We start from the raw sequence: 20,513 nt of genomic DNA, 5'->3' as shown, positions 1-20,513 counted from the left end.
CGACCGCAACGAGGCACGGGACCGGGCGCCCTAGACTCCGGAGGATGGCCGAGCAGCTGGAGTCGCCCACGACGATCCGGGATCGGGCCGTCGCGGTCGCCGATTACCTGCTGGCCGTACGCGCTCAGATGGAACGGCCCGCGCGGACCGTGCCCGCCGATGCCTTCCGGCTGGACGCCCTGCCCCGGCATCCGGCCTGTGACCTCGGCCCCACAGCGAGCGGCGTGGAGCCGCGGCCGGGGGAGGTCGACGGGACGTCCTGGTTGCGGGTCGGGCTGCCCGAGCTGCCGCCGCCGGTGAGCGTGCCTCCGGAGTTGCGCCGGCGGCTGCGCGGCGACATCACCGCCTCGACCGAGCCGGCCGCCGAGGCCGCCACCGGTGAGGCCGCCACCGGTGAGGAGCCGGCCGAGTTCGCGGCCTGGCGCGACGAGGTGTGGCGGCCGTGGGCCGAGGCCACCGGTGAGGCCGAGAAGACCCGGGCGTTGCACCGCAGGCTCTTCGATCTCATGCATCAGCTCGACATGACCGCCGCCACCACCGAGCTCGTCTGGGGTCACGGCCTCCTCGAGACCACGGTCAACGGCGAGCGCGTGCGTTATCCGCTGGTCGCGACCCCGGTGCTGATCGAGTACGAGCCCGATCGCTCGCTCATCACCGTGTCCCCGGCCGGCCCGTCCCGGCTGCAGACCGACGCCCTGTCGGGGCTCGACGACCGGTACCTGACCCAGCTCGTCGCCCTGGCCGGGCCGGCCGGCACCCTCGAGGTCGACCTCTGGAACGACCTGGAGCGCCGGGAGCTGTTCGAGCGGGCGCTCGGCCGTCTGGGCTACGACCGGCTGATCACCAGCGAGGACACGACCCGGCCGCACGTCAAGGACGTGGGCGTCCTGTTCGCCCGGCCCCGGCAACGGCTGCTCCGCGGCTTTCTGGAGAACCTGCGCGACCGCCTGCTGACCGGGGACACCGCCGCGGTCGGCGCGCTGGCCGCGATCGTCGCCCATGAGCCGAGCAAACTGCGGATGCCCGGCGACGACGACGGTCGCTGGCAGCGGGTCGGCGAGCGCCTGCTGATGCCGCTGCCCACGAACGAGGCGCAGGAGTCGATCGCCCGCCGCCTCGCCCAGCACCGGAACGTGGCCGTGCAGGGGCCGCCGGGCACCGGCAAGACCCACACGATCCGCAACCTGATCTGCCACCTCATGGCCAACGGCAAGCGGGTGCTGGTCGTGGCCCAGAAGGAGGACCCGCTGCGGGTGCTCCGGGACGGGCTGCCCGAGGAGATCCGGTCGCTGTGCCTGGCCGTGCTGGGCCGCACCACCGATCAGCTCGTGCAGTTGCAGCTGGCCGCCCGCGAGCTGTCCGACCGAGCCGCCACGCTGGACAAGGCGGCCGAGGCGCGCCGGGTCGAACGGCTGACCACGCTGCTGGAGGAGGCCGAGCGCGAGCTGGCCGTGGCCCTCGGCGGGCTGCGCGCGATCGCCGAGAACGAGGCGGTCACGTACGTCATCGACGGCGCTCCGATGACGCCGGTCGAGGTGGGCGCCTGGCTGCGGGAGCGGGCCGCCCAGGACGCCGGCATCCCCGACCCGGTGAACGGTCCTCCGCCGCTCGAGGCGGCCGAGTTCGCCACGGTGCTCGACCTGTCCACCCGCATCTCGCCGTGGGACCGCGCGCAGGCCCTCGAGCCGCTGCCGGTCGTCGACGACCTGCCGGTGGCGGCCGAGGAGCGACAGCGGCGAGCCGAACGCGACGCGCTCCTCGAGGAGACGAGTGAACTCGCGGCCGCGGGTCTCGACCTGGCCGCCGTACGGAATGCGAACGTCGCCGCCGCCCGCGACGACCTGCACGACGCGGTGGCCTGGCTCCGCCGCCGCGAGGGCACGTGGACCGATCGCCTGGGCCGGCTGCTCACCGACGCGCACTGGCGCGCGGTCTGGACCGACCACGTCGCCGCCACCGAGGCGCTGCTGGCCGAGCTGGCCTCGTTGACCCGGGTGCTGGCCGGTCACCAGGTGAGCGTCCCGGAGGCGTACGCCGCGGAGCCGAAACGTCTGCTGGCCCAGCTGGCCGAGATCCGGCAGCGGTTCGCGAGCGGCCGCGGCCTGAGCCGCCTGCTCCAGGCCGCCCTGTTCCGGGTGGCCGATGACGTACGCGTGGACGGCGAGCCGTTGCGCAGCACCGAGGACGTCGACGTGGCCGCCGCGTGGGTGCGCCGCGGCCAGGCCCGCCAGCGCCTGGGCGCGCACTGGTCGGAGTGGCGGCAGCGGCTCGACATCGCCGCGCCCGCGGGCGGCTGGGGCGACCCGGAGTTCTGGGCCGGCGCGCTGCTGGCCGACGCCGGGCAGTCGCTCGACTGGGACGTCCGGCACTGGCCCGCGCTGGCCGACCGGCTGGCCCACCTCGTACCGCAGCACGACCTGGACCTCGACCCCGATCGGCTGGCGCGGGTGGCGACGCTGCTCGACGCCGCCCCGGCGGTGTACCGGCTGGACAATCTGGTCGAGAGTCAGCGGTCCACGGCGGCGATGCTGGAACCGTGGCCGCGCCTCGCCAAGGCCTGGGCGACCCTGGACGGCTGGGACGACGAGGTGGCCGAGGTTCGCCGGCTGAGCGGTCTGCGTCCGCAGGCCGAGGAGCTCCGCGACAAGCTGGGCCGGCTCGCGGCGGTGGCGCCCGAGTGGGCCGCGCAGATCGAGGCCGGCCGGGTTCCGCCGGTCAGCGGCAAGGCGTGCCTGGCGGCGTGGCAGTGGCGGCGGGCGCAGACCTGGTTCGACGACGTGATCGGCAGCGTCGACCCGGCGGTGCTGGCCAAGCGGGTCGAGAGCGCCCGCGACAAGATCCGGCGGCGCACGTCGGAGCTGGTGGTGGCCTCGGCCTGGCTCGAGGTGTCGCGCAGCCTGGACGACCGGCGCCGGGCCGCGCTGGCCGACTGGACCACCGCGCTCCGCAAGATCGGTAAGGGCACGGGACGGACGGCGGCGGCCTGGCAGGCTCACGCGCAGCGGGCGATGGAGTCGGCCGTCGAGGCGGTGCCGGTCTGGGTCATGTCGGTCGACCGGGCGGTCGAGCAGTTCGCCGGCGGCGCCCACTTCGACGTGGTGATCGTGGACGAGGCGTCGCAGGCCGACCTGTTCGCCCTGCCGGTGCTGTCGCTGGCCGAACGGGCCGTGGTGGTCGGCGACGACCAGCAGATCGGGCCGCAGCTGGGGTTCGTCGGGCCGGTCACCGGCCTGATCCACAGCCATCTCGACGACGTGCCGTCGGCCGAGCACTTCGACCCGGAGTCGTCGCTCTACGACCACGCGGTGCGTCGCTCGCCCGAGCGGATCCTGCTCACCGAGCACTTCCGCTGCGTGCCGCAGATTATCGAGTTCTCGTCGCGGCACTACTACGACGGCAAGATCATGCCGCTGCGCGCGGACCGGCCGGCGTTCGCTCCCCTCCGGACGGTGTTCCTGCCCGAGGGAGTGCGGCAGCCGCTCTCCGGCTTCGGCGACGTCAACGTGGCCGAGGCCGACGCCCTGGTGCGGCAGGTCGCCGAGATCGTGCGCGACCCGCTGTACGACGGGCGGACGCTCGGCGTGATCTCGCTGCTGAGCACGAGCGGTCAGGCCGGCTACCTGCTGCATCAGCTGCGGGAGGAGATCGGCGAGGACGAGATCCAGGCGCGCCGCCTGCGGGTCGGCGACGCGTACACGTTCCAGGGCGACGAGCGCGACATCGTGCTGGTGTCCATGGTGGTCTCCGACAACGACCCGCGGGTGGCCGCGTTCACCAAGCGCGAGTATCACCGGCGGGTCAACGTCGCCGCGTCACGGGCGCGGGACCAGCTGTGGATCTTCCACTCGGTGCGGCCGGGCTCGCTGCTCGCCGACGACGCCCGGGGCCTGCTCCTGACGTACGCGCTGAATCTGACCCCGGCCGAGGAGGCGGCCGACCTGGCCGCGCGCTGCGAGAGCGGCTTCGAACGCGACGTGCTCAAGCGCCTGCTGGCCCGCGGGTTCCGGCCCATCCCGCAGTTCCGGATCGGCGCCTACCGCATCGACTTCGTGCTCAACGCCCCGGACGGCCGCCGGCTGGCCATCGAGTGTGACGGCGACGCCTATCACGGCCCGGAGCAGTGGGAGAGCGACATGCGCCGCCAGGCCGTGCTGGAGCGGGTCGGCAACTGCGTCTTCGTCCGCATCCGGGGCAGCATCTACGCCCGCGAGCCTGAAGCAGCGATGGGCCCGGTGTGGCAGCGCCTGGCCGAGCTCGACATCACCCCGTCACCGCGCGGCCTCGCTTCCGAGCTCGCCTAACCTGCCGTCCGCAGGTGAGCGGCGATCGCGTCGGCCGACCGGCGCGGCGACGTGGTCAGCACGTTGTGCGCGGCCCGGGGGACGGTGACGGTCGTGCCGCCGGTGATGGCCGCCACCTCGGCCCGCCACCGCCACGGGGCGACCGGGTCGAGGGCGCCGGCCAGCACGAGCGGACGCACGCCCAGCTTCACCAGATCGTCCTCGACGACGTTGCGGACGGAGTGCCCGACGGTCGCCAGCACCCGCCACGGTTTGGCGTCGGCGATGTCGCGCGCGAGGATCGGCACCTGCCACGGCGCCTCCACCTGGGTGTCCAGCAGCCACCGGCCGATCAGCCCGCGGCGGCTGCGGGCGCGCGGGTCGGTGGTCGGGCTGGACAGCACCACGGCCGCGACCGCCTCGGGCACGAGCACGGCCAGACGGGCGGCCACCTCGGCGCCGAACGAGTGCCCGACCAGGGCGACCCGGTCGAGACCCCGCGCGGCCAGCCAGATGGCCATCACTTCGGCGTGCTCGCGGACGTCGTACGCCCGCCGGGGTTTGTCGCTGAGGCCGAAACCCGGCAGGTCGGGCAGGACGACCGGGTGCCGGTCGGCCAGCGCGTCGGCCGTGGGCAGGAGATAGCGGTGTGACACGGCCAGCCCGTGGAGCATCACCACCGGCAGACCGGGGACGTCCTCGCGAGCCCGGTCGTGGATGCCGAGCGTCCACCGGCTGGGGAAGTGCCTCAGGAGTTGTCGCTCGCCGTCTTCCCGCTGGGACCGTAGGGCGACTCCTGCCCCTCCGGCACCGGGGTGTTCCCGGTCTTGTCGTGGCTGCCGCCGGGCGCCTGGGTCGGGTCGGCGTCCTGGGTGCGCTGCTTGGTGGTCGGCGACTCCTCGCTGCGGCGCATCTCCGGCTGCTGAATGTTGGTCATGGCTTCCCTCCTGGTCGGTCGGACGGCGTCAACTCTCGCTCCGACTACCCGATCGGCGGCCGGGTATGCCCGATTCCCGAGCCGGGGACGTCGCATCAAACGGTGACGGTGGGGAACGCGCACGGTCATGACCGAACCGGGCCGGCCCCTTCCGGCGGTGATCGCCGACCTGCTTTCCGACCACTCCCTGGCGCCGCTGCGCCGCTCGCTGCGCTTCTATTACGGCGACGCCGACCGGGCCGCCGCCCTGGACGAGCTCTACAGCCGGTTCGTCGGCCCCGGCGACCTGGTCTTCGACATCGGCGCGCACGTGGGTGACCGGGTGGCGAGCTTCCAGCGGCTCGGCGCCCGGGTGGTGGCGGTCGAGCCGCAGCCGATGTGCGCCTCCGCTCTGGGCCGCATCTACGGCAGCGACCTGCGAGTCAAGATCATTCAAGCCGCGTGCGGCGGGCGGTCGGGCATCCTCCCGCTCCGCGTGAACACCAGGAACCCGACGGTCTCCACCCTGTCGGAGGGTTTCGTCGACGCGGCCAACGGCGCGCGCGGGTGGCGCCAGGAGGTCTGGGACGAGGTGATCGCCGTGCGGATCGTCACGCTCGACTCGCTCGTGCGCCGCTTCGGCCGGCCGGCGTTCATCAAGATCGACGTCGAGGGGTACGAGGACCAGGTGCTGGCCGGTCTGAGCGCGCCCGTGCCGGCGTTGTCGTTCGAGTACACGACGATCAGCCGCGAGGTGGGGCGGCGCTGCCTCGACCGGCTCGACGACCTCGGGTACACGGGCTTCGACGTCTCGCCGGGGGAGACCCTGGAGCTGACCGGTCGCTGGGCGCCGAAGCCCGAGGTGCTGCGCCACCTCCTCGCGCTCCCGCACGAGGCGAACGCGGGAGACGTCTACGCCGTCCGGCCGGCCCGGGGCTCGCACCGGGCCGGGCCGTGACTCGCGCCGGGCCGTGAGAGGGCCCGGCGCGAGTCTTCAGGCCACCGTGGTCCGCTCGATCCGGGCTTTCACCCGGCAGTAGTGGTGGTCCGCTCGATGCGGGCTTTCACGCGGCAGTAGTGGGAGAGCAGCGTGACCAGGGCCTGTCCGTCGATCAGCTCGAGCGGCCGGCCGGCCACCGCGTCGTACGCCTCCGGGTCGATGCCGCCCAGCGAGACCAGGATGCCCTTGGTCGCCCCGGCCGCCGTGACCGCGCCGGCCAGCGCGTGCACCGCGGCCGAACCGGCCGCTCCGCCCCGCATCGCGAAGATCACCACCGGCCCGCCGAAGATCGGTCGCGGGTCGGTGGCGTGCCAGCGGGTGCCCAGGTCGGTGCGGGTGGGCGGGGCCATCTCCAGGCCCATCACGCCGAACAGGTCGGCGAGCTGCTGCTCCCAGGCCGCGTCGGTCAGCGCGACCAGGTTGGGGCGCTCGTCGATCTCGGCGAGCACGTTGAACTCCTCGGTGAAGTCGCGGTCGGCGTCCCGTTCGAAGTCGATCTTCGCCGGGACGGCCGCGAGCTCGTCGGGTGTCGCCGACAGCGCGCCCTCGAGGTGCTTCACGCAGGCGACCGGGTCGACCCGGCGCAGCTTGATCGCGGCGAACGTCTCGCGGCTGGTCTGGATCGACACCAGGCAGGGGCGGACGAACCGGCCGGTGCGCCGGTCGATGGTGTCGACGATGCCGTTGAACGACACCTGCCGCACCAGGCCGCCGCGGTCGGCCTCGATGACCTCGTGGATGGTCCGCAGGGTCACCCGGGCGATCACCTCGACGTACCGGCTGCGGATCTCGCCCTCGTCGCGCGGGATCGCGGTCACGTCGTCGCGGAACCGGTCGTAGCGGTACTCCTTGACGTGCGGGATCACCTCGATCGGCGGCAGGTGGTACTCGATCAGCAGGTGGCGCTGCTTGGGCAGATAGGCCAGCCGGAAGTGCTGCGGGAAGTCGTCGGGGTAGACGGAGTTGCCCAGCACCATCGCGAAGTACTCGACCACCGAGGCGGGATCGGCGTCGGCCACCGCGGCGGCGAACCGGTCCACCTCGGCGTTGTAGGCGGCGATCCTCGCCTCGTACTTGCGCAGGCTCTCCTCGTACGCGCGCCGGCGTGACGCCAGTTGCTGCTTGCGCCGCTGCTCGGCCTGGAGCCACCGGGCCCGCGCGTCGTCGTAGGCCCGCTGCGCGCCGGCCGTCTGCTGCTGGCGCAGCCGGTCGCCACCGAGGATCTTGCCGACTCCCCGGGGCTGCGGCGGCACGTAGCTCTCCCACCGCGGCTCCGGGTGCGGGCGGGCCAGCGGCCCGGGATCGAACGGCGGCACCTCCGTCGGCTTCTTGAACAACTGGAGGTCGATGTGGTCGTCGACGTCGAGTGTGGAGAGCAGCAGCGCGTCGAGGTCGCTCAACCGGGCCCGGATCTCGGCGTTGGCCGCGGCGGTGTCGGCCGTCTTGGCCTCGACGTAGAGCCGCTGGTGCTCCCGTTTGCGGTCGGTGTCACCCGCGGCCTGCTGAGCCGCGGCTATCGCGTGATCGGCGTTGCGCCGGATCAAATCGCGCTGGTGGGCGGCCGCGGTGTTGGCCCGCTGATCGGCGAACGCCTGAGTGGCGTGCACCCGCTGCATGTCCCGAATGATGCCCATGCCTCGTCCTCGGTCGGCGTGTGTCCAATCGCCACCATATCCAGCCTTATTCGGATCTCGTGACGCGGTGCGTCGGCGAAGCAGCGCTGCGTGCATGACCTCGGGCTCCGGCGGGTAGAAATCGCACATGGTTCCACGCTCGGTACTGGTAGTGACTTTCCGTCATGGAACGCGCGCTTTTTCATCGTGGGAACTACGCAGTGCAGTGGTCAGCCGATCAGATATTTCCCTCCTCTGATCGGTCGAGAAACTGCTGCTCGGCGACGTACTGGCAGGACCGGTGGAACATTGGGGCGGTCGTCCACTGTTATCCCGGTCCCGTGACCGGTCGTAATAGTCCAGGGGCGTGGGGACACTCTGGGAGGAGGTGGCAGGCGCATGGCTGCACCCGACGGATGGCAGCGCGTGCCGTTGCCGCGCCAGCCTCTCGACGAACGGTCCGCCTGGTTCTCCTACACGGCCACCGGCGACCGCATCGCCTGGTCGGCCCCGCTGCGCGAGATGCTCGGTGACCCGCCCGACCGCGACGAGATGAGCCGCAAGGTCCTCGTCCGCTACGTGCATCGCGACGACCACGCCGAGGCGCTCTCGGCCATCACCAAGGCGTGGACCACCCGGGCCCAGGTCCGCACGACGATCCGCCTGATGCGGGCCGACGGCGGGTGGTTCGACGTGGACTGCCGGCTCGATCCGGTGAAGAGCCCGGACGGCACCGTTCGCGGCATCCGGGGCACGGTGACCGACGTGTCGGCCCGCGAACGCGCCCGCCGGGAGAGTGACCGGCTGGCCCGGCGGGGCGAGACGGTGCAGGCGTCGCTCATCGAGCGCGACCCGGCGACCGGACTGCTCACCCGGGCCCGCTTCGCCGACGAGATCGACCGGGCGCTGCGCCGGGGCGGCGGCGCCGTGCTGGTCGTCCGGGTGCAGCCCGACCAGTCCGGCGTGGACGGCGACCCGGTGCGACCCGACCGGAACGCCGACCTTTTGCACCGGGCCGCACGCGTGCTCGAAGGCGTGATGCAGCAGAGCGCGCTGCTCGGCCGGGCCGGGCCCAACGAGCTCGCCGTTCTGCTGCCCGGCACCAGCTGGCCGATGGCCCGGCGCGAGGCCGAGCTGCTCGTCGAGGCGTTGCGGGCACAGACGTTCGTGCTGCCCGACATCTGGCTGCGGGCGCAGGCCTGGGGCGGGCTGGTGCGGTTCACCCCCGACGGCGACGCCGGCAGCCACGAGCTGCTGATCGACGCGGAACACGCGTGGCGGCAGTCGCGCGACAGCGGCGTGCCGATCACCCCGGTCCCGCACCCGGTGCCGGCCCGCGACCGGCAGGGCTCGTACCGCAGCCGGGTCGCCGACGCGCTCGGCACCGACCGTTTCACCCTCTACGCCCAGCCGATCCTCGAGCTCCAGACCAACGAGATCACCCGGCACGAGCTGCTGCTGCGGGTGCTCGACGAGGCCGACGGCCCGCAGTCGCCGATCCAGGTGCTCGACATCGCCGAGCGGCTCGACGCGGTCTTCGACATCGACCTGTGGGTGGTCGAGCGGGCCATGCAGCTCGCCGCCGACCAGCCCGGCACCTGCCTGCAGATCAACCTCTCCGGCCGCTCGGTGGGCGACCCGCGGCTCACCGACGAGGTCATCCGGCTCATCGAGCGGTACGAGGTGAAGCCCGAACAGCTCACCTTCGAGATCACCGAGACCGCGCTGATCGGCAACCTCAGCGAGGCGCGGCGGTTCGCCGACCGCGTGCGCGAGCTCGGCTGCGAACTGGCGCTCGACGATTTCGGCTCCGGCTACGCGTCCTTCCGGTATCTGCGGATCTTCCCGATCGACCTGGTCAAGATCGATGGCGAGTACGTGGTCGATCTGGTCGACAACGTGCAGGACCAGGTGCTGGTGCGCGCGCTCGTGCAGGTCTGCCAGGCCTACGGCATCCACACTGTGGCCGAGTTCGTGCAGGACGAGCCCACCCTGCGGCTGCTGCGGGAGCTGGGCGTCGACTACGTCCAGGGCTACCTGATCGGCCGCCCGGCCCCGGTCGTCGAAGGCCGGTTGCGAACGTCCTGAGCGGGGTAAGTGCTGAGCATGGAGCACTTCACGATCGCCACTGTCGCCGAAAAGAGCCCCGACTTCCGCCGTGTGCTCTGGACCGGTAAGCACACCCAGCTCGTGATCATGACGATTCCGCCGGACGGCGAGATCGGCGAGGAGGTCCACGAGGTGGACCAGATCCTCACCTTCGTCAGCGGCACGGGCAAGGCCATCGTGTCGGGGCAGGAGCGCAACGTCGCCCAGGGCGACCTCGTCGTCGTCCCCGCGGGCCGCAAGCACAACTTCCTCAACACCGGCCCCAACCCGCTGGTCCTCTACACCGTCTACGGCCCGGCGGAGCACGCCGACGGCGCGGTGCACAAGACGAAGGAGGAGGCCGACCGGCTCGAGGAAGAGGGCAAGGACGAGCCGCCCGCTTCCTGAGCACAGGTCAGACCTCTGACCCGAGACGAGCAAGCACGACGCCGGCGCCGGCCGTGGCCCCCCAGCCGAACCGGCGCCGGCGTCGTGCCGTTTCTGGATCGCCCCGGTGGAAGTTCCAGCGCAGCGTACTAGGGACAACGTCGGGCGTCGATCGACCGGGCGCCCGTCCGGGGCAACCTGGACCCGGATCGTGACCTGGGGGCCCTGCGCCACTAACCTCTCTGCATGACAGAGCCTCCTGGTGTGGCCGAGCCACGGTGGTTGACCGACGAGCAGCAACAGACGTGGCGGCGCTTCGTGGAAGTGCTGATCAAGGTCCCCGCGGCGCTCGAGGCGCAACTCCAGCGCGACGCGGGCCTGACCCACATGGGCTACATCGTGCTCGTGAGCCTGAGCGAACAGCCCGACCGGCGGCTGGCCATGAGCAAGCTGGCCAAGGCGGTGAGCGCCTCGCTCTCCCGCCTGTCCCATGTCGTCGCCCGGCTCGAGGGCCAGGGCTGGGTGCGCCGCGAGCGCGACCCGCAGGACGGCCGGGTGCAGATCGCCGTGCTCACCGAGGACGGCTTCGGCAAGATCGAGAGCTCGGCGCCGGGCCACGTCGAGGCGGTGCAACAGCTGGTCTTCGACCGGCTCTCGCCGGCCCAGACCCGCCAGCTGGCCAAGCTCGCCGAAACTCTCCTCGACCATCCTGTCGAGGTCCGCCTCCCTCTAGGCTGAGCCGATGAGTCAGCGAGTGCAGGGCGTCATCGCCCGCGGCAAGGGTGCCCCCGTCGAGCTCACCACCATCGTGGTGCCCGACCCGGGGCCCGGTGAGGCAGTGGTCGCGATCCAGGCGTGCGGGGTGTGCCACACCGACCTGCACTATCGCGAGGGCGGCATCAACGACGACTTCCCGTTCCTGCTCGGCCACGAGGCCGCGGGCGTGGTCGAGTCGGTCGGCGCGGGCGTCACCGACGTCGAGCCCGGCGACTTCGTGGTGCTGAACTGGCGGGCCGTCTGCGGCACCTGCCGGGCCTGCCGCAAGGGCAAGCCGTGGTACTGCTTCGCCACGCACAACGCGACGCAGAAGATGACCCTCGAGGACGGCACCGAGCTGTCCCCGGCCCTGGGTATCGGCGCCTTCGTGGAAAAGACGCTCGTACACGCGGGACAGTGCACGAAGGTCGACCCGCGGGCCCGGGCGGCCGCCGTGGGCCTGCTCGGCTGTGGCGTGATGGCCGGCATCGGCGCGGCGATCAACACCGGCGGCGTGACCCGCGGCGACTCGGTCGCGGTGATCGGCTGCGGCGGGGTCGGCGACGGCGCGGTGGCCGGTGCGGCGCTGGCCGGGGCGACCACGATCATCGCGATCGACACCGACGACCAGAAGCTCGAGTGGGCGCGCGGCTTCGGCGCGACCCACACGATCAACGCGCGGGGCGCCGACGTGGTCGAGGCGGTCAAGGAGCTCACCGGGGGCTTCGGCGCCGACGTCGTGATCGAGGCGGTGGGCCGGCCCGAGACGTACGAGCAGGCCTTCTATGCCCGCGACCTGGCCGGCACGGTCGTGCTGGTCGGCGTGCCCACCCCGGACATGAAGATCGAGCTGCCGCTGCTCGAGATCTTCGGGCGCGGTGGCGCGCTCAAGTCCAGCTGGTACGGCGACTGCCTGCCCACCCGGGACTTCCCGATGCTCACCGATCTCTACCTGCAGGGCCGCCTCGACCTGGACGCGTTCGTGACCGAGGAGATCGCGCTGGGCCAGGTCGAGGAGGCCTTCGGCAAGATGCACACCGGCGGCGTGCTCAGGTCGGTCGTGGTCTTCTAAGCCGCTTTCGCGTACGCCGGCACGGACCGGTCGGCCAGCAGATCGAGGGCCAGGGCGGCGGTCCAGCTGAAAGTGGGCGCGCCCAGGCCCTCGCCGGTGGTCGGGTGGAAGTACTCGAAATGGCCGTTGCGGTGCACCAGCCGCACCATCGCCGCCCGCAGCTCCTCGGCCTCGTCACGGAGGCCGTGCATGAGCAGGCCGCGGCGCAGCAGCCAGTTCATGTTGATCCAGACCGGGCCGCGCCAGTAGCGCTCGGTGTCGAAGTCGGCCGCCGTCCGGTCGTAGCTCGGCACCGGCAGCGTGGTGCTCAGCGGCAGGCCGAACCGTTCCGACCGCGCCTCGGCCAGGATGCCGTCGACCTGATCGGCGGGCAGGTCGGGCAGCAGCAGCGGCAGCAGCCCGCTCACGCAGCGCGCCGGGCTCAGCGTGCCGGTGCGCACGTCGCGCGCGTGGAAGATGCGGGTCCGGGGATCCCACAGGTTGTCGACGATCGCCCGGGTGATCCGGTGCGCGCGCTCGCGGTGGGCCACGGCTTCGGCCGTATGCCCGAGCACCCCCGCGATCTGGGCCAGGGCGAGCTCGGCGGCGCCCAGGATCGCGTTGAACGACGGGCACTCCACGGCGAAGGCGTGCCGGCTCAGCAGGCCGGTGTCCGAGTAGTCGCCGGCCCGATAGTCGAGGACCAGGCCGACGTACCGGGCGTAGTCGAGATCGGTCGGGCGGTGCGCGGCGTCGGCGACGTCGAGGTCGCGCCGGTGGTAGGTGGTGAGCAGCGACAGGTCGGCGGGCACGGCGGCCATCGCGGCGTCCCAGGCCGGGCTGTTGTCCAGGCCGGACTCCCAGGGGTGCACGATGCTCGCCAGCCCGCTGCCGCCCAGGTTGCGGTGGGTGGTCAGGTACTCCTGCTGGGCGACCAGCCGGGGGTAGAGCCACTGCAGCTCGGCGTGGGCCTGCTGCACACAGGCCGCGCCGTGGGCCGCCGCGCGGCGGTAGACCTTCCAGGCCGCGACGGCGTGCAGCGGGGGCTGGACGAGGCCGGTGCTTCCGTGGGCCGGGCGGCTGCCGTACGCGGGAACGCCCCAGAAGGCCGGCCCGGGGAAATAGTCGGCCTCGGCCGTCGCGGGGTCGAAGACGATGTGCGGCACGCGGCCGTCGGGCCACTGCGCCTCGAAGAGGCTGCGCAGGTCACGCCAGGCCCGCGTCGGGTTGACGTAGGCGAGCCCGATCGCGATGAACGCGGTGTCCCAGCTCCACTGGTGAGGGTAGAGGCGGCGGGACGGGACCATGTGGTCACCCGACCAGTTCGTCTCGAGGACGCCGGCGGCGGAGTTCCAGAGTTCGGCCGACATCTCGCTCCTCGGTACGGAGGGCTGGGGGGTTTCGGGGTGCATCTTGTTCGGAGGACCTTTCCGGTGAGGTCGCCGGTGAAACGTCGTCCCGGCCGGGGCGCAGCCCAGGCAACCGGCCGACCGGTCCGGAGGCACGGACTGAGAGTGCGGCGGCGCCCCGCCCGGCGCGTGATCTACCCCGCCGGGACCGCCAGCCACAGCCGGCTCCGGCGTCCCGGCAGGTACGGGGAGTCGAGGCGTTTGGCGATCACCCCGGCCAGTCCCTGGGCGCCGGCCGCCTCGAGCGCGAAGCGGCCGCCGCCGGGGAAGTAGGGCGGGGTCTGCCAGTGCTCGCCGGCCACGGCCAGCCCCTCGAGCAGCTCGCGGCGCTCGGCATAGCGGAGAGCCTCGACCGTGCTGTGCCCCTCCAACCACAACAGGTCGTACGCGAGGAAGTGCACCGGCGTGCGCTCGGCCGCCCGCTTGGCCGCCGCCGAGTCCTTCGGCGCCTTGCGCCGCTCCAGCCGGGTGACCGAGGGCGCCGGCCCGTCGAACGCGACGATCTCGCCGTCGAGCACGGCCTCGGTCGGCGCGAGGGCCGGGCCGAGCGGCCGGACCTCCGGATACCACGAGGTCACGTCCTCGCCATCGGCGTTCAGCACGCGGACCCGGCCGCCCGAGACGTACACGACGACACGCCGGCCGCCCCAGGCCATCTCGTAGCCCCACTCGGCGTCGTCGCTCTCGGGCGGCAGGTCGGCGGCCTTGGCCGCAAGCATCGGCGACACCGCCTCGGGCATCGGCTCCCAGCCGGGTTCGGGCGGGTCCATCCGCCGGACCATCCAGTCGTTGCCGCCGGTCTGGAAGAACACATACCGTCCCGTCGTGCGGTCACCGTGGAACGTCACGCCGATCTCGTCGTCGCGCCACTTGCCGGTCTCGTAGGTGCCGCTGTCGAAGATGGTCATGCGGCCGCCGCCGTACTCGCCGGCCGGGATCTCGCCGGAGAACTCGAGGTATTCCAGCGGGTGGTCCTCGGTGTGTTTGGCCAGGTTGTTGCGGCCCTGATCGCGCGGTAGACCACGGGGCACGGCGAACGAGACGAGGACGCCGTCGCGTTCCAGCCGGACGTCCCAGTGCAGGCTGCGGGCGTGGTGCTGCTGGATGACGAAGCGCTGACGAGGCTCGTCGGGGGAGGCGCCGGCCGGGATCGGCTCCGGTGTGCGGGTCGCGTCCCGCTTGCGCCGGTACTCCGCCAGACGGTCCGTCATGCCGCCTTGTCTTCCCGGCCGGAGCCGAAAATACACGGGCGTAATTCGTCATACGTGTGTGCGAGAGTAGGGGCATGGTAGCCAAGGGAACAATTCGGAACTCTCGATGATCGCGGGTTTCCCCCAAACGTGGCTGGGGGTAGTGTCTTGGCTCCGACGCGTGTCCGACGGGTGGGAGGCAAGGCTGCGATGACGTTGCGCATCCTGGTGGTGGGCGCCGGAATCGCGGGGCTGGCCGCCGCGCGGGCCCTCCGTCTCGCCGGCTTCCGGCCCGACGTGGTCGAGGAGTTGCCGGCCACCATGCTTCCCGGCGCGGGCATCTATCTGCCCGGCAACGCGTTGCGCGCCCTCCGCCAGCTCGGCCTGGACGCGCCGCTGCGCCCGCTCGGCGACCTCATCTTCCGGCAGGTCTTCCTCGACTCGCGGGGCCGCGAGCTCTTCGAGATGGACGTGGCCGGGCTCTGGGCCGGCGTCGGCGAGTCGCGCGCGCTGTCCCGGGCCGACCTCCAGCAGGTGCTGCTCACCAGCGTCGGCGGCGAGGTGCGGTACGACACCGCCGTCCGCGGTCTCGAGGTCTTCGACCGGACGGCCAAGGTCGAGTTCGGTGACGGCGCGGTGGCGGAGTACGACCTGGTCGTCGGGGCCGACGGGCGTCGCTCGACGATCCGGGCCAAGGCCGGGCTGGGCGGTGCGGCCGCGCCGACCGGTCAGATCGTCTACCGCTCGGTGGTCACCGGCGGGCCCGCGCTCAGCGACTGGACGGCCCTGCTCGGTCGCCGGTCCTCCTTCGTGGCCATGCCCATGGGCGGCCGCAAGCTCTACTTCCACGCCGACGAGACCGCCCCCGACGCGCCCAACCCCGACGACCCGATCGCCCGGGTGCGCGAGCTGTTCGGCGGGTTTGGCGGCCCCGCCCCGGCGATCCTCACCGCGCTGGAAAAAGTGCAGGTCGCGCGTACCGACGAGGTCGTTCTGGAGCGCTGGTCGCAGGGGCCGGTCGTGCTGGTGGGTGACGCGGCCCACGCCACCGCCCCCACGCTGGCCCAGGGCGCCGCCATGTCGTTCGAGGACGCCGTCGTGCTCGGCGAGGAGCTGCGGAAACTTCCCGATGACATCCCGGCGGTGCTCCGGGCGTACGAGGACCGCCGCCGCCCCCGCTGCATCGAGGTGCGGGATCGCACGCGCGAGCGGGATCGCACCCGCGACGTACCGCCGGCGCTGCGCGACCCCATGCTCCGCAGGCGTGGCCTGCGGATCTTCGCCGACCACTACCGGGGGCTGGTGCAACCCGCCTAGGCGGTGGCGCAAACCCCGGTTGACCTCTTTGGTCACCCCCCGCCCGCGGGAGGTCGGTGGGGGACTATTCTGCCTGCGAGGTACGCCTTTCACTTCTGGTGTACTGAGTGGGACGAACGAGACAACGGAGGCTATTCGTGACGACCGTTGCGCCTAAGCCGATCGTGACCCGGCCCTATCCGGTCCGGCGGCAGGTCAAGGGTTCGGCAATCGCCCGAATCCTGCGCACGACGGACGCGAAGCAGATCGGGATCATGTACATGATCACGGCCTTCGTGTTCTACATGCTCGGTGGCCTCATGGCGCTGCTGATGCGCACCGAGCTGGCACGTCCGGGCATGCAGCTCCTTTCGCCCGAGCAGTACAACCAGCTGTTCACGATGCACGGCACGATCATGCTGCTGTTCTTCGCGACGCCGATCGTCTTCGCCTTCGCGAACTTCGTGGTGCCGATCCAGATCGGCGCGCCCGATGTGGCCTTCCCGCGGCTGAACTCGTTCGCCTACTGGCTCTACCTGTTCGGCGGCACGATCACCATCAGCGGGTTCTTCACCCCGGGCGGCGCGGCTGACTTCGGCTGGTTCGCCTACACGCCGCTGAGCGACGGACTGCACTCGCCGGGCGTCGGCGGCAACATGTGGGTCGTCGGCCTGGCCCTGTCGGGTCTGGGCACGATCCTCGGTGGCGTCAACCTGATCACCACGGTGCTCACCCTGCGCGCCCCCGGCATGACCATGTTCCGCATGCCGATCATGACGTGGAACATCCTGGTCACCAGCCTCTTGGTGATCATGGTCTTCCCGTTCCTGGCCGCGGCGCTGTTCGCGCTGGCCGCCGACCGCGTGCTCGGCGCTCACGTCTTCGACGTGAACACCGGCGGGCCGATGCTGTGGCAGCACCTCTTCTGGTTCTTCGGCCACCCCGAGGTGTACATCGTGGCGCTGCCGTTCTTCGGCATCATCACCGAGGTCATCCCGGTGTTCAGCCGCAAGCCGGTGTTCGGCTACAAGGGCCTGGTCGCCGCGACCCTGCTGATCGCCGCGCTGTCGATGTCGGTGTGGGCGCACCACATGTTCGTCACCGGCCAGGTGCTGCTGCCGTTCTTCAGCTTCCTGAGCTTCCTCATCGCGGTCCCGACGGGCATGAAGTTCTTCGTCTGGATCGGCACGATGTGGCGCGGCCAGATCAGCTTCGAGACACCGATGCTGTTCGCGATCGGCTTCCTCGTGACGTTCCTCTTCGGTGGTCTGTCCGGTGTGCTGCTCGCCTCGCCGCCGATCGACTTCCACGTGTCCGACTCGTACTTCGTGATCGCGCACTTCCACTACGTGCTGTTCGGCACGATCGTGTTCGCGGTGTTCGCCGGCATCTACTTCTGGTTCCCCAAGATGTTCGGCCGGATGCTCGACGAGCGCCTGGGCAAGATCCACTTCTGGCTGACGTTCCTCGGCTTCCACGCCACGTTCCTGGTGCAGCACTGGCTGGGCACGAAGGGCATGCCCCGGCGGTACGTCGACTACCTGGCCAGCGACGGCTTCACGTTCCTCAACACGTTCTCGACGATCGGCTCGTTCGTGCTGGGCTTGTCGACGCTGCCGTTCATCTACAACGTGTGGAAGTCGTACAAGGTCGGCCAGCTGGTGACGGTCGACGACCCGTGGGGCCACGGCAACTCGCTCGAGTGGGCCACCTCGTCCCCGCCGCCGCTGCGCAACTTCGACAAGATGCCCCGCATCCGCTCGGAGCGCCCGGCCTTCGACGCGAAGTTCCCGGAGCTGGCCGCCGGCGAGCAGTCCATCGCCGGTCCCCCCGAGGGCGGCGCCCGCCCCCTCACCAGGGAGTCCGACGGCGGCGCGACCTACCCGGAAGACACCGGCGCCAACCGCGATTGAAAGCCTTGAGACACGGCCCGCTCTCCTCGGAGAGCGGGCCGTTTCGCTGTAGCGGCCCCGGCCTCACCGTCCACACCCGCGTCGACCTGCGAGGGCGTCCCTACATCGCTTTCGCCGGCTGGTGAGCTGCTTGCCCGGCCGGTGTGAAGTCCAGAGGCCGGCGAGCTGCCTCATCTCCTCCGCCCGGCGATGTCGGAGGCCCCGGCTGCTTCTCTTCGTTGGCGGCCCGGCGCTGTGAGCAGGCGGACCGGTGAGCAGGTGAGTGCGTAGGTCATCCGGGCCGGGTCGCGGGAGAGCGTAGCCGCCGGGAGGCAGGTCGCAAGCTGTGAGCCGGTGAGCGGCCTGGGGCGGTGAGCAGTTCGATCGGTGAGCAGCCCGGTGCCGGCGGCGTTGGTCATCCGGGCCGGGTCGCGGGAGCGCAGCCGCCGGGAGGCGGATGGCAAGCTGTGACCCGGTGAGCGGTAGTTGGGCTGGAGCATTGGGGCCAATGGCAGCCCGGGCTGGGAGCTTGCGGTCTGGCCAGCTTCCCGTCAGTGGCGTCTTGTCGGTCGTCGGCTCAGCCGGCCGGTTCGTTCCGTCAGGAGGCGGTGAGGCGGCGGATCGTGGCGGTCAGGGCCTCGGGGTCGACGTCCCGGCCCGTGGTCAGGGCCTGAAGAATCACGCCGTCGAAGAGAGCGACCAGGTCGTGCGCCGCGTCGGCCCCCACATGAGGTTCGAGCAGGTCCCGCATGCCGGTCAGCCAGGCCATGGCCAGCGGGCGCAGAGCGGCGTCGCGGCCCGCCGCCACGTATAGCTCGCACTCCATCTGGGCGCGCTGACGGTCGTTGAGATACTCGGTGATGAACCCCGCCACCGCGCCCGGGATGTCGTCGGCGATCCGAAGCCGCTCACCCCAGGCCTCGAAGTCGGACTGCAGATCGGCCGCGGCCAGCCGCAACCCGGCGGCGATCAGGTCATCGAGCGTAGGGAAGTAGTAGGTCGTCGCCCCGAGCGGCAGCCCGGCCCGAGCCGCGACGGCCCGGTGGGTGGTGCGACCGATGCCGACCTCGGAGATCACCGCGAGCGCGGCGGCAGCCAGGGCGCGGCGCCGGGCCTCCGGGTCGCGGGCGCGCTGCGGGCGGCGTCCGGCCGAAGGATCGGGATCAGTTCGCCGGCGCGCCGGGCGGTCGGGCGCGGGGCTGTCGTCATGCCCCGGCTCGCGATCGCTGCGGCGTCGGCCGGTGCGGCCCCGCGCGGGAGTGGCTGAATCCCCCGGCGCCAGGTCGGCGCGGCGCCGGCCGGACTTGACCGGCACCCGATCAGGCGGGGGCAGGTGGTTGGCCTGTGCCGCATCTGGCGGCAGGTCATCGGCCGGTGCCGCGTCTGGCCGGGGCAGGTCATCGGCCTGCGCCGGGCCGGGCCGGGAAAGGTGATTCGCCTGCGCCGTGTCGGTTGGCCGAGCGCGGTCGGCCTGTGTCGGGTTGGAGGGTAGGACGCGGTTGGCCTGCGCCGTGTGGGGCGGCAGGACATGACCGGCCTGCGCCGGGTGAAGTGGCGGGAGGCTGGTGGCCGCATCCGGGTCGGCCCGCTGGAAGTCGTCGGGTCGGGGAGCGGGTTCGATCAATGGGCACCGCCCAGGTTCACGGTCACTACACCGGCGATGATGAGGCTGACGCCGATGACCTTAACGGTCGTGAGCGGTTCCCCCAGGAAGACCGCGCCGATGGCGACGATCGCGGCGGTGCCGAGAGCCGACCATACGGCGTAGACAACGCCCACCGGCAGGTCCTTCACGCACACGGAGAGAGCGGCGAAGGAGACCACGTAGCCCGCGATGCACCCGACCGAGGGCCAGAGCCGCGAGAAGCCTTCCGTCGACTTCAGCAGACTCGTCGCCAAGACCTCCGCACCGATGGCTACCAGCAGAAACACGTAGGGCACGGCGGTCCTTCTCTCGACTTGTACGTCTGTACAAGTACGAACGTACAAGAACACCGCCGTGGCGACGAAGTGACGTTGGCCACGGCCGCTCAGGAGCGCTCCCGGCTTGCCACTCACGTTTCCGACACGGTCCAGGAGGCGCCGGCCATCCGGGGGTCGACCACTTGAAAGCGGAGCAACTGCTTCTGCCATGGCCCACGGGGGATCGGTGTCGGGCAGTGCGAACTACCGAACTAAGGCGATCGCAGACGCGGCGAGGTCGATGCGATGACGATCCCCGCGCTGCTACCCGCGCCAGCAGCCGAGCGGTCGCGCGGCCCCGCGGGAACAGGGGGGTGAGCGCCCGAGCGGCCCAGCAGGGGCGGGGGAGCGGCCGAGAGGCTCAGCGGTTGTGTGGCCAGCGGCCGTGGAGCGGCCGAGCGGTTCAGCGGCAGAGTGGCCCGGCGGCGCAAAGCGAATGAGCGCCCAAGCGGCCGAGCGAGCCCAGCGGGTGAGGAGCAGCCGAGCGGCTCAGCGGTTGTGTGGCCAGCGGGCGTGAAGCGGCCGAGCGGCTCAGCGGTTGTGTGGCCAGCGGGCGTGAAGCGGCCGAGCGGTTCAGCAGCTGAGCGGCCCGGCGGTGGAAAGCGGGTGAGCGCCCATGCGTCCGAGCGGCCCAGCAGGGGTGGAGCGGCCGAGCGGTTCAGCAGTTGAGCGG

Annotated in this window: 15 protein-coding genes; 8 read left to right on the top strand and 7 right to left on the bottom strand. The window is 71.7% G+C overall.

All coding sequences use genetic code 11. The features are described 5' to 3' along the window. Positions 1-44: 44 nt before the first annotated feature. The gene (locus HJC40_RS11950; protein ID WP_250000956.1) at positions 45-4,301 is read left to right on the top strand and encodes an AAA domain-containing protein; all 4,257 of its coding nucleotides are present in this window, start codon (positions 45-47) and stop codon (positions 4,299-4,301) included. On the opposite strand, the gene HJC40_RS11945 is transcribed toward HJC40_RS11950, so the two are convergent. Continuing rightward, entirely contained in the window at positions 4,298-4,954 is a 657-nt protein-coding gene (locus tag HJC40_RS11945) for an alpha/beta fold hydrolase (RefSeq protein WP_250001553.1), read from the bottom strand. The genes HJC40_RS11950 and HJC40_RS11945 overlap by 4 nt on opposite strands. A 74-nt stretch (positions 4,955-5,028) precedes the next feature. Next, positions 5,029-5,217, bottom strand: a complete 189-nt coding sequence (locus HJC40_RS11940; RefSeq protein WP_250000955.1) for a hypothetical protein — start codon at positions 5,215-5,217, stop codon at positions 5,029-5,031. 127 nt (positions 5,218-5,344) lie between these two features. On the opposite strand from HJC40_RS11940, the gene HJC40_RS11935 reads away from it, so the two are divergent. Further along, positions 5,345-6,154 carry an FkbM family methyltransferase gene (locus HJC40_RS11935; RefSeq protein ID WP_250000954.1) on the top strand — a complete coding sequence of 270 codons (810 nt, stop codon included), beginning with the start codon at positions 5,345-5,347 and terminating at the stop codon, positions 6,152-6,154. A 68-nt stretch (positions 6,155-6,222) separates the two neighbouring features. On the opposite strand, the gene HJC40_RS11930 is transcribed toward HJC40_RS11935, so the two are convergent. Continuing rightward, on the bottom strand, positions 6,223-7,830 hold the full coding sequence (locus HJC40_RS11930; protein ID WP_250000953.1) for a restriction endonuclease: 1,608 nt from the start codon (positions 7,828-7,830) through the stop codon (positions 6,223-6,225). Between the two features lie 378 nt (positions 7,831-8,208). Between HJC40_RS11930 and HJC40_RS11925 the strand changes: the two genes are divergently transcribed. From HJC40_RS11925 to HJC40_RS11910, 4 genes are all read left to right on the top strand, one after another. Next, positions 8,209-9,897, top strand: a complete 1,689-nt coding sequence (locus HJC40_RS11925; protein ID WP_250000952.1) for an EAL domain-containing protein — start codon at positions 8,209-8,211, stop codon at positions 9,895-9,897. An 18-nt stretch (positions 9,898-9,915) separates the two neighbouring features. Next, a complete protein-coding gene (locus HJC40_RS11920; RefSeq protein ID WP_250000951.1) occupies positions 9,916-10,305 on the top strand; it encodes a cupin domain-containing protein in 390 nt (129 codons plus the stop codon). Positions 10,306-10,530: 225 nt separating this feature from the next. Next, a complete protein-coding gene (locus HJC40_RS11915) occupies positions 10,531-11,022 on the top strand; it encodes a MarR family winged helix-turn-helix transcriptional regulator (protein WP_250000950.1) in 492 nt (163 codons plus the stop codon). A 4-nt stretch (positions 11,023-11,026) separates the two neighbouring features. Further along, positions 11,027-12,112: an S-(hydroxymethyl)mycothiol dehydrogenase gene (locus HJC40_RS11910; RefSeq protein ID WP_250000949.1), complete on the top strand. Its 1,086-nt coding sequence runs from the start codon at positions 11,027-11,029 to the stop codon at positions 12,110-12,112. Here the strand turns inward: HJC40_RS11910 and HJC40_RS11905 are convergent. Together HJC40_RS11905 and HJC40_RS11900 are read right to left on the bottom strand one after the other, a co-directional pair. Next, a complete protein-coding gene (locus tag HJC40_RS11905) occupies positions 12,109-13,461 on the bottom strand; it encodes a trehalase family glycosidase (RefSeq protein ID WP_250000948.1) in 1,353 nt (450 codons plus the stop codon). The two genes, HJC40_RS11910 and HJC40_RS11905, sit on opposite strands and share 4 nt — an antisense overlap. A gap of 173 nt (positions 13,462-13,634) precedes the next feature. After that, a complete protein-coding gene (locus tag HJC40_RS11900) occupies positions 13,635-14,711 on the bottom strand; it encodes a DNA polymerase ligase N-terminal domain-containing protein (protein ID WP_250000947.1) in 1,077 nt (358 codons plus the stop codon). A 189-nt stretch (positions 14,712-14,900) separates the two neighbouring features. On the opposite strand from HJC40_RS11900, the gene HJC40_RS11895 reads away from it, so the two are divergent. Further along, positions 14,901-16,007 carry an FAD-dependent monooxygenase gene (locus HJC40_RS11895; RefSeq protein ID WP_250000946.1) on the top strand — a complete coding sequence of 369 codons (1,107 nt, stop codon included), beginning with the start codon at positions 14,901-14,903 and terminating at the stop codon, positions 16,005-16,007. Between the two features lie 137 nt (positions 16,008-16,144). Then, the gene (gene ctaD, locus HJC40_RS11890; RefSeq protein ID WP_250000945.1) at positions 16,145-17,899 is read left to right on the top strand and encodes a cytochrome c oxidase subunit I; all 1,755 of its coding nucleotides are present in this window, start codon (positions 16,145-16,147) and stop codon (positions 17,897-17,899) included. A 577-nt stretch (positions 17,900-18,476) separates the two neighbouring features. Here ctaD and HJC40_RS11885 read toward each other — a convergent pair. Beyond that, positions 18,477-19,193 (bottom strand): TetR family transcriptional regulator, encoded by a 717-nt coding sequence (locus HJC40_RS11885; protein ID WP_250000944.1) that lies wholly within the window; start codon positions 19,191-19,193, stop codon positions 18,477-18,479. A gap of 305 nt (positions 19,194-19,498) precedes the next feature. Beyond that, positions 19,499-19,819, bottom strand: a complete 321-nt coding sequence (locus HJC40_RS11880) for a multidrug efflux SMR transporter (protein WP_250000943.1) — start codon at positions 19,817-19,819, stop codon at positions 19,499-19,501. Positions 19,820-20,513 lie beyond the last annotated feature (694 nt).

Source organism: Actinoplanes sp. M2I2 (assembly GCF_023544445.1).
In the GTDB taxonomy this organism is placed as follows: domain Bacteria; phylum Actinomycetota; class Actinomycetes; order Mycobacteriales; family Micromonosporaceae; genus Actinoplanes.
The sequence above is the reverse complement of the archived record's forward strand: the minus strand, read 5'-3'. Positions and strand labels throughout refer to the sequence as shown.

Bases quoted from the DNA above. Each gene is read 5' to 3' on its own strand.
- HJC40_RS11905 (WP_250000948.1), bottom strand. From the start codon at position 13,461: ATGTCGGCCGAACTCTGGAACTCCGCCGCCGGCGTCCTCGAGACGAAC.
- HJC40_RS11930 (WP_250000953.1), bottom strand. From the start codon at position 7,830: ATGGGCATCATTCGGGACATGCAGCGGGTGCACGCCACTCAGGCGTTC.
- HJC40_RS11910 (WP_250000949.1), top strand. From the start codon at position 11,027: ATGAGTCAGCGAGTGCAGGGCGTCATCGCCCGCGGCAAGGGTGCCCCC.
- HJC40_RS11935 (WP_250000954.1), top strand. From the start codon at position 5,345: ATGACCGAACCGGGCCGGCCCCTTCCGGCGGTGATCGCCGACCTGCTT.
- HJC40_RS11940 (WP_250000955.1), bottom strand. From the start codon at position 5,217: ATGACCAACATTCAGCAGCCGGAGATGCGCCGCAGCGAGGAGTCGCCG.
- HJC40_RS11920 (WP_250000951.1), top strand. From the start codon at position 9,916: ATGGAGCACTTCACGATCGCCACTGTCGCCGAAAAGAGCCCCGACTTC.
- HJC40_RS11945 (WP_250001553.1), bottom strand. From the start codon at position 4,954: ATGCTCCACGGGCTGGCCGTGTCACACCGCTATCTCCTGCCCACGGCC.
- HJC40_RS11900 (WP_250000947.1), bottom strand. From the start codon at position 14,711: ATGACGGACCGTCTGGCGGAGTACCGGCGCAAGCGGGACGCGACCCGC.
- HJC40_RS11915 (WP_250000950.1), top strand. From the start codon at position 10,531: ATGACAGAGCCTCCTGGTGTGGCCGAGCCACGGTGGTTGACCGACGAG.
- HJC40_RS11950 (WP_250000956.1), top strand. From the start codon at position 45: ATGGCCGAGCAGCTGGAGTCGCCCACGACGATCCGGGATCGGGCCGTC.
- HJC40_RS11895 (WP_250000946.1), top strand. From the start codon at position 14,901: ATGACGTTGCGCATCCTGGTGGTGGGCGCCGGAATCGCGGGGCTGGCC.
- HJC40_RS11925 (WP_250000952.1), top strand. From the start codon at position 8,209: ATGGCTGCACCCGACGGATGGCAGCGCGTGCCGTTGCCGCGCCAGCCT.